This is a genomic window from Anaerovirgula multivorans, from assembly GCF_900188145.1.
Taxonomy (GTDB): domain Bacteria; phylum Bacillota; class Clostridia; order Peptostreptococcales; family Natronincolaceae; genus Anaerovirgula; species Anaerovirgula multivorans.
In genome coordinates this window covers 1-8,572 of record NZ_FZOJ01000067.1, presented here as the reverse complement: position 1 = coordinate 8,572, position 8,572 = coordinate 1, and the positions used below count along the sequence as shown (strand labels likewise).

Genomic DNA, 8,572 nt, shown 5'->3' with positions numbered 1-8,572 from the left:
GGGCGGGGTATTCTCACCTTTAGTTGTTTTTTGGTAATGTTGCCATGGTAACCCTTGGAAAATACTATGGTCTTGTTTGTACAAAATCTAGGTAATTAAAGGTAATGATTATGGGGAGAAAACTGCTGGGATATTTATATTCAGTAGCTATAAGAAAAGATCTTTAAGACAATTCCTTATTTTTAAAATTGAAGATTGCCTACAGTATTTTCAACTATAGATATTATGCTACCTTCTTTAATCAAATTTGCAATATACTCTATATCTGGATGCATGTTTCTATCATTTCCTAAAAATGAAACTTCTTCTCTTACTAGATCATGTACTGATTTTGTTGCTGTAGCAGGTTTTAATTCCTTGTAAAAATCTTGTGCTTGTACTGCGTTCATTATTTCTATTGCCGTTACATATCTTGCAAGTTCCATACATTTATAGGCTTTTAGAGCTGCATTATATCCCATTGATACATAATCTTCTTGTAATGCACAAGTAGAAACATTATCAACAGTGGCTGGATGGGTCAGCAGTCTTATCTCGCCAATAATACCAGCTGCTGCATATTGAGGTATCATTAAACCATTGTTTAAACCAGGATTTGAATTTAAAAATGCTGGCAATTCGCTTACATATCTATTCACCATTCTATCTAACCTACGTTCTGACATTTTAGCCATATTGCACATTGATATACATATAGTGTCTGCAGCCATACCTACATAAGTAGCATCTGCATTACATCCCATTATGGCAACCCCATCTCCATCACTTGTATTAAAGAGATGGGGGTTATCAACAGAAGAATTTAGTTCAATATCTATTGTTATTTTGGCATCAGCTATTGTTTTTTTAGCTGCTCCGTGTAACTGAGGTATACATCTTAGAGATAGTGCATCTTGCACTCTGTAATTTTTATATTTTTGGATTATCTCACTATCCTTTAATATGGTTCTAATATTATATGCGGTAGCACTTTGGTTTTGATGAGGCCTTACATTCATAAGTCTTTCATCCATTGCCGTTAACGTTCCTTTCAATACTTCAAGTGACATAGCACCAGCTATATCATTGGTTTTGCCAATAACAATAGCATCATATATTGATAGAGAAGTAAGCCCAGTTACGGAAGATGTACCTGATACTAGGGATAGTCCTTCTTTACTACCGATAATAATAGGCTCAATATTTGCTTTTTTAAGAGCTGCTGCTCCACTAAGAAGCTCGCCTTTATAATAAGCTTTGCCTTCTCCTATAATTACGAGGGCAATATGCCCCTCAACACCAATATATCCAACGGATCCATGTCTAGGGGCAAAAGGTGTAACACCTACGTTTAATAATTCTCGTATTTTATTAACAGTTTCTAGTCTAATACCTGTATAACCACTTCCTAATTGTTGTATCATAGCAACCATTATAGCTCGGACACATTCTATATTAAGTGGTTCCCCTAAAGAAGTTGCGTGAGAGAGCAAATTATTTCTTTGTACAATTTCTCTATCTTCTTTACTAATGAACTTTCTACAGTTATCTCCTAATCCTGTAGTTATTCCATAAACTACTCTTTCTTCATCAGAAAACTTGTCAACTAATTTCCTACACTCTACGACTCTATTGATGTACTCTTTAGAGAATTCGACTTTCTTATTATACCTTGCAATTGCAACTACTTCTTCTATGGTAAGTTTGCCTCCGAGTATAACTTTTTCAATATCTGCTGGATTTAACATTGGATTTCCCCCTATGATTAAAAAGTTGCTTTGACATTATATTCATATCTTTTATTGCTTTTGAGAAATAATAACCTATCCCCATAGTTCCTAATACAATCAAAAATATAATGATACGATCAATAGTAGTTAACATTTTCTTCTTAAGAATCTTCTATTTTGCTTAATGTAATAGCATTTACAGGGCAATGGTCTTTACAAATAGTACAACCCCAACACTTTGATTTATCAAAAGAAATAGCTTTGCTATCTTTCTTAAAAGCATTAAAATTGCAGATTTTTGCACACACCACAATTTATACATTTTATCTGTCTTTACCCTGTCTTCCTCAGGTATGCTCTTCCACAAAGCTACTTCATATTGAGCAAAATATGCAAGTCTAGTGTATACGTCAGCTGACTTATACATTATTTGTCCATTTAATTCTTCTTTATTGATTACTCCTCTTTTATAACAGCTTCTAAGAAATTTTTCGGGATTTAAATTAAAGCCTTGAAATTTTCCCTCCTAAGGAATGGAACAATATTTAGCAAAGTTAATACTGTTCTTCCTTTAAACCAATTTCTTTAGAAGAAACTACTTCATCAATTGAGTAGTTTTTATCAACAACAAGCCGTTTAACAATTCCTGCGAAAAGCATCATCATTACTATAAGAACAGGTAAGCCAGCAATTGCAAGAAGTGTCTTAACTCCATCAATACCACCTGCTGTAACAAATATAACCGCTAATGTACCCATAAGCGTACCCCAAAATACCTTAATCGTGATAGGAGCTTCTTTTACTTTAGAATCTTTAAGTGACATAAGAGATATAGACGATGTCATAGAATCTGCCATTGTCACGTATGATAGCATAACCGTAAGTATAATAATCGGCTGGATTATAGTGCCTAAAGGTAAAAACTCTGCAAGTTTAAGCATTACACCATCAAAACCTGATGTGTTAATGTATTCCACCATATCAAATAAACCTGACGACTGTAGATTCAATACAAATCCACCGAATGTACCAAACCATAATACAGCAAATAAAGCTGGAGCAATCAAGTTAATTAAAATAAATTCCCTTACTGTACGCCCATAACTGATTCGAGCGAGAAATAAACCGATTAGTGGAGAAAATGAGAGCCAATCTGCTAGATAGAAAGTATCCCACCATTCTGGCCAAAGATCAGTATTCCCAGGTGATAAAAAGACAGATGCCTCGAAAAAGTCATTAATATAATGAGTAAAGCTCTGGGCTGTAAGATCTATAATATATTTAGTTGGGCCTGCAACGATAACAATAAGCAAGAAAGCGATAAAAATCCACGCATTTTTATCAGAAAGAAACTTAATACCCTTATGAAGTCCAGAAATGCTTGAAAGCGTGTAAATGATGGTTATAGTAGCAGCAATAGCAATCCATAGGAATGGACCAGAAGGAATACCAGAAATCATCTCAATTCCTGAACCAAGTTGAATAAGTCCATTACCCAAAGCACCTGCAAGACCAGAACATATAGCCGTAAGAGCAATGATGTCAACTACATCCTTCCACTTACTTTTAAGAAATTTTTCTCCATAAAGGAGTGTCATACCACTACTCACAGTATTTGGCATTTTCATATTGTGTACAGCATAAGCAATTGATAGTCCACAAAGAGTATAAAGCGCATACGGAGTAAATGCCCAGTGCATAAATGATTTGTTCATAGCAAACTGAATGGCTTCTGCACTTCCCGGTGCCGCATTAATCCCTTGAGGTACATTGTAAGCGAAATAGATTGGTTCAATAGGTCCCCAAAACATAATACCTGTACCAATACCAGCGCAAAGTGCAATTGTCCAGTAAGCCCAAGTAGAAAGCTCTGGTTTTGCATCTTTACCACCAAATTTGATGTTACCTGTCTTAGAAAAAGCAAAGTACATAACTCCAAGTAGAAAAATCAAACAAACAACTTGAATAAAAGCTCCAAAATATTTTGCTATGAAAAGATATATATTCATAACAAATAGTGCAGTAGCATCGGCATTAATGATACTAGAAACTATTATTACAGCGAAGATAATAATTGGAACTGAAATAATGTTAATTCTAAACTTGTTCATTTAAAGAACCTCCTTATATTTTGTATTGTCTGATTATTCTACTTAGTAGCAATTTTCATGCCAAAACAAAAGATATGTATTTACTGAAAATTACTTTACTTTAGCATGAATAAAGATCAAAATCCAATGATTTATTTAATACTATAGCAAAATATTATTGCATGCATATTTTTAATGCATAATCTTATCCCGCTATTTTACTATATTTAACTCAAAATAGTAAAATAGGTGAAATGAAATATTGCACTTATGATCAAAATAACATATGATTAAAAGCAAATAATCATAAGTAGATAATGAAAACTTATGATTTTGTGCTGGTCACTTATACAGGGTGAAATAAGGTGACAATAGATGAATAGAATAGAGGAGGTTTTTCATGGAATTGTATAATATTATCATCATTTTAGATAGCGCTTTTAGAATAGTCAATATGTCACAACCACATCTTGAAGCAGAAAACGATGTCAATGTTAAATTTATTGGAAAACATATATTAAGCTTTATAGATATTGATATTGAATCAAAGGAAGGTAATACTATATTTAATAATCTGCCAGTAAAATATCTGATAATTGATAACCATAATAATGATGGCTTTATTATTCTTATTTCTAATGCTATATATCAAAATACCTTCTATAAAAAAATTCTTGATTTATTAAATATAGGAATCCATATTACAGATAGAAGTGGCTATATTAAGTTTACTAATATAGCTGCTGAAAAAGAAGAGTTTTTAAATAGACGATTGACTACCGGGAAACATATTACAGATATATATCCATTGACGTCTGAGACTAGCTGTATACTTAGGGCTTTAAGAAATAGAAAACCATTGCTAAATGTATATGATACTTTTGTAAATAACTATTCAAATCAAACTATATCAAGTATTAATTCAGGATACCCTATATTCATAGATGATATCTTAGTAGCAGGTCTCAGTATAGTAAGGTTTAACAAGTATTTGCAAGATTCTTGTAAAGATCTTACTTCGTTAAATAATTTTGTAAACGAGGGGGGAACTCTCACACAGAAGTTGTTTAATAATAAGCTATATTATATCTTTGATGATTTAATTGGAGAAGATGAAGAATTTGTAAAATCTATAAACTTGGCAAAACGTATTGCAAAAACTGATTCGTCTGTTTTAATATATGGAGAGACTGGAACAGGAAAAGAGCTTTTTGCACAAAGCATTCATAGTGCCAGCAATAGAAGAGATAATGAATTTATAGCTGTAAATTGTGCTGCAATACCCGAAGGTTTAGTTGAAGGTATTCTCTTTGGTACAGAGAAAGGCAGCTTCACAGGCAGCACTAATAAATCAGGAATCTTGGAAAAAGCTAATAAAGGAACTTTGTTTTTAGATGAAATAAACTCTATGAATCTCAATGTGCAATCAAAACTCCTAAGAGTCCTTCAAGAAAAAAAGTATATGAAAGTAGGTGGCACGAAAGAAATTCCATGTGATGTAAGAGTCATTTCTTCAACCAATGAATCCCCTGAGTTCTTACTTAAATCTGGAAAGATTAGATCGGATTTGTACTATAGAATAAATACAATCACAATTCCCATACCACCATTAAGAAAAAGAAAAGATGATATATGCCTTTTATATGACTTTTTTATTAAAAAGATATCATATGGCAGCACTTTTAAGACAAGTAATTCTGTAATAGGAATATTAAAGTCTTATGACTGGCCAGGAAACGCTAGAGAACTTTTACATACTGTAGAATATGCAATAAGTGTGTGTGAAGATTCTTATATCACAACAAGAGATATTCCTCAAAGTATCATTAAATATAATGCTATTCTTAAAACTGATAGATATGAATCACTGTCAATAGAGGATACTAGCCTTAATAATATTATGAACAAGTATGAAAAGCACGTAATACTAAATTCCCTTAAAAAAAATAATTATAATATTACAAAGACTGCTAAGGAGTTAGGATTACATAGACAAGGTTTACAATATAGATTAAATAAACATAATCTAACGGAACATATTGAACTTAAAAGAAAATGAGTCAATAAGGCAAAGTTTACAACGACTCACCTTATTATAAGGAACGGCATTTTTTTGACTTAAAGCAATAGAATTGACTTTCAATAAAAAGTAAATATACCATTCTTCTTTTATCAACAAACAGTATAAGAATAATCTAAAAATACCCATTTTGTATTCTGTGCTGGTATGAAGATAATCGGGCTGTTGCATAATGGATATTGATGAAAAGTGGAAGATGCTAAACCTAAAGAAGGCTATAATTAAAGTGATATGGAGAACCGTAACACAAAGCGAGGGTAGTTTTTGTAATTATTACATAAAAATTTAGAAAAGACTGTCATCATTTAATGTGATATATAAGGTTAATTTGACATAAAAATAAAATATTGCTATATTTGCAATATAAGGTAAATGTTACAGGGGCAAAATTAAGACCATTCAAATCGGAAGGTTTTTCAGTACTTCAAATCACAAGGAGGAAACAGAAAATGGTAGAAAAGAAACTAACAATGAAATTATTAAAAGAAAAATATGGAGTTTGCAGGTTGGAGAAAACTGACCCCATTCCTGAATGGGGGAGAAATAGCGACTTTTATTCCATAACCAAAACTTCAGATGAGTTATCCATTGTATGCCCTCAAGATAGTATCCCTAATGATATAAAATGTGAAAAGGATTGGAGGGTTCTAAAAGTTGAAGGACCATTAGATTTTTCCTTGATTGGAATCCTTGCTTCAATAAGTGATATATTGGCGCAAAAGGAAATAAGTATATTTGCTATTTCTACTTATGACACAGACTATATTCTTGTTAAGGACAAAGAGATAGATAAAGCTATAAGTGCATTGGTTAATGAAGCCTATGAAATTTTAAAGGATTAAAAAACTTTGTATGTTTCATGTGAAAATTGTCATTTTATAGAGGTGTTAGACTTTATATTTATTGAAGGAAATGAACAAGACAGTAAAGAATAGAAGAGATATTACAAAATTTAGAGAAATGAAATAGGAGGAAATTATATTTATGATGAATCAAATTAATATGCGCAGAAGTGTAAGGAAGTATGTTGATAAACCAATAGAAGAAGAAAAAATCACGGAACTGATGGAAAGTGCAAGACTAGCGCCATCTGGGCACAATACACAGCCTTGGCATTTTATTATTGTAAAATCACAAGGAACTAAAGAAAAACTCGCTGAATTGTCCCATAATCAAAAATGGATGTTGGCAGCTCCAATTTTCATTGTATGTGTTGCAGATATACGTTCTAGAATAAAAGAAGATGTAGAATTATTTCTTGGTGAAAATAGTCCCCATCAGGAATTAAAGCAAATTATTCGAGATACATCTATTGCTATTGAACATATAGTACTTGAAGCAGAAAGTTTAGGTTTGAGTACTTGCTGGGTTGCATGGTTTACCCAAGAAGATATTAGACCAGTTCTAAATATACCTTCTGATAAATATGTAGTTGCTATCCTTACTCTTGGCTATGGAAAGAAAAGCCCTCAAGCTCGCCCACGAAAAAAACTTGACGAAATAGTCCATTATGAAAATTGGTAGGGTAAGTGATACAAATTTGTTTTCTCTTTTAGGTAACATAGGTAGTTTTTCCTTCATATACTGTAATAATCAAGATTACGTAGTAATGGGGGATAATTATGAAGAGAATAGTATGTTCAAGTGCAGCAATAGAATATGTAAGATTCCATAACAAAAACATACAGAACATAAAAATAAATAAGTACAACAAAAGAAAAAAACCTAAAAAGGTTGAAAAAAAATGGTTCCAATTGCCTTACGCAGGAGAGTCACAATTACCTAGGGGAATTGATCCAACTGCTGGTTCATGGCCTCTGTATTTTATGAAAAGGAGTAGGAATGGAAAAATTACTACACTAGATGGAAAAAACATTAGATTTACTATACAGCATCCAGACAAGATAGACTTCTGTAAAGAACTATCGGTTGTTAAACATGCACTAAATAATAGTACATGTCAACAAAGGAAAATTGCAGAATATTGGGGAGACGGTCCAGCTACAAAACAATGGACCCCCATTATAGATCGACTGCTGGATACCTATGACTTCAGTCCAGTTCAAGCAGCCCGTGTACTCGCGGCAGTTCAGGCAGGAATTAGCGATGCATTTGTAATCGCTTGGTATTATAAGTATCTTTGGCAAGTTCCACGTCCAAATCAGCTGGATCAAAAACTGCTTACAGCAATTTGCACTCCAAAATTTCCTGCTTATCCATCAGGGCATTCTGTTATATCAGGAACAGCTGAGGTGATCTTAAGCTACTTTTTTCCTCCAGAAGCTGAACACCTAAAAGAATTAGCCGAAGAGAATTCTATTTCACGCCTATATGGAGGAGTGCATTTTCCATCGGACTTAAGTGAAGGATTGCGGCTTGGACGACAGATTGGAAGGCTCATAACAGATATTTTAAGGAGCCAGCTGGATAGAAATAGAAAACCTATTGATATACCAGTAACACAAGATTTACATGCTAACTTAAATCCGCCACCATATAATCAGGTTATTCCATATCCTTCTAGAGTTAGGTCATGTAATTTGCCGCTTTTACCAGAGTGCTAAGTAAATGTTTATTATTTGTAGACTGTAAAGAAACTTTATCCTTCGGTGTATTGCTAAGACTCCCGCTTCTTCTAGATAAACAAACTAAGCGACTAACACAAAATCAAAGATTTTGGTTATCTGCTTATA

7 protein-coding genes are annotated in these 8,572 nt (G+C 32.9%); 4 read left to right on the top strand and 3 right to left on the bottom strand.

The window, feature by feature from the left end:
* Window positions 1–182: 182 nt before the first annotated feature.
* The 3 genes from CHB72_RS25110 to CHB72_RS25100 all read right to left on the bottom strand — a co-directional run bounded on the left by CHB72_RS25110 (window position 183) and on the right by CHB72_RS25100 (window position 3,820).
* A complete protein-coding gene (locus tag CHB72_RS25110; protein ID WP_176431622.1) occupies window positions 183–1,727 on the bottom strand; it encodes an HAL/PAL/TAL family ammonia-lyase in 1,545 nt (514 codons plus the stop codon).
* 143 nt (window positions 1,728–1,870) lie between these two features.
* Complete coding sequence (locus CHB72_RS28435) at window positions 1,871–2,017, bottom strand: 4Fe-4S binding protein (protein WP_176431621.1); 147 nt, start codon at window positions 2,015–2,017, stop codon at window positions 1,871–1,873.
* Between the two features lie 246 nt (window positions 2,018–2,263).
* A complete protein-coding gene (locus tag CHB72_RS25100) occupies window positions 2,264–3,820 on the bottom strand; it encodes a BCCT family transporter (RefSeq protein ID WP_089285604.1) in 1,557 nt (518 codons plus the stop codon).
* A gap of 379 nt (window positions 3,821–4,199) precedes the next feature.
* On the opposite strand from CHB72_RS25100, the gene CHB72_RS25095 reads away from it, so the two are divergent.
* From CHB72_RS25095 to CHB72_RS25080, 4 genes are all read left to right on the top strand, one after another.
* A complete protein-coding gene (locus CHB72_RS25095; RefSeq protein WP_089285603.1) occupies window positions 4,200–5,858 on the top strand; it encodes a sigma-54 interaction domain-containing protein in 1,659 nt (552 codons plus the stop codon).
* Between the two features lie 470 nt (window positions 5,859–6,328).
* Window positions 6,329–6,721 (top strand): ACT domain-containing protein, encoded by a 393-nt coding sequence (locus CHB72_RS25090; RefSeq protein ID WP_089285602.1) that lies wholly within the window; start codon window positions 6,329–6,331, stop codon window positions 6,719–6,721.
* 142 nt (window positions 6,722–6,863) lie between these two features.
* Complete coding sequence (locus CHB72_RS25085) at window positions 6,864–7,403, top strand: nitroreductase family protein (RefSeq protein ID WP_089285601.1); 540 nt, start codon at window positions 6,864–6,866, stop codon at window positions 7,401–7,403.
* Between the two features lie 98 nt (window positions 7,404–7,501).
* Window positions 7,502–8,443 (top strand): vanadium-dependent haloperoxidase, encoded by a 942-nt coding sequence (locus tag CHB72_RS25080; RefSeq protein WP_089285600.1) that lies wholly within the window; start codon window positions 7,502–7,504, stop codon window positions 8,441–8,443.
* The last annotated feature ends 129 nt before the right edge of the window (window positions 8,444–8,572 follow it).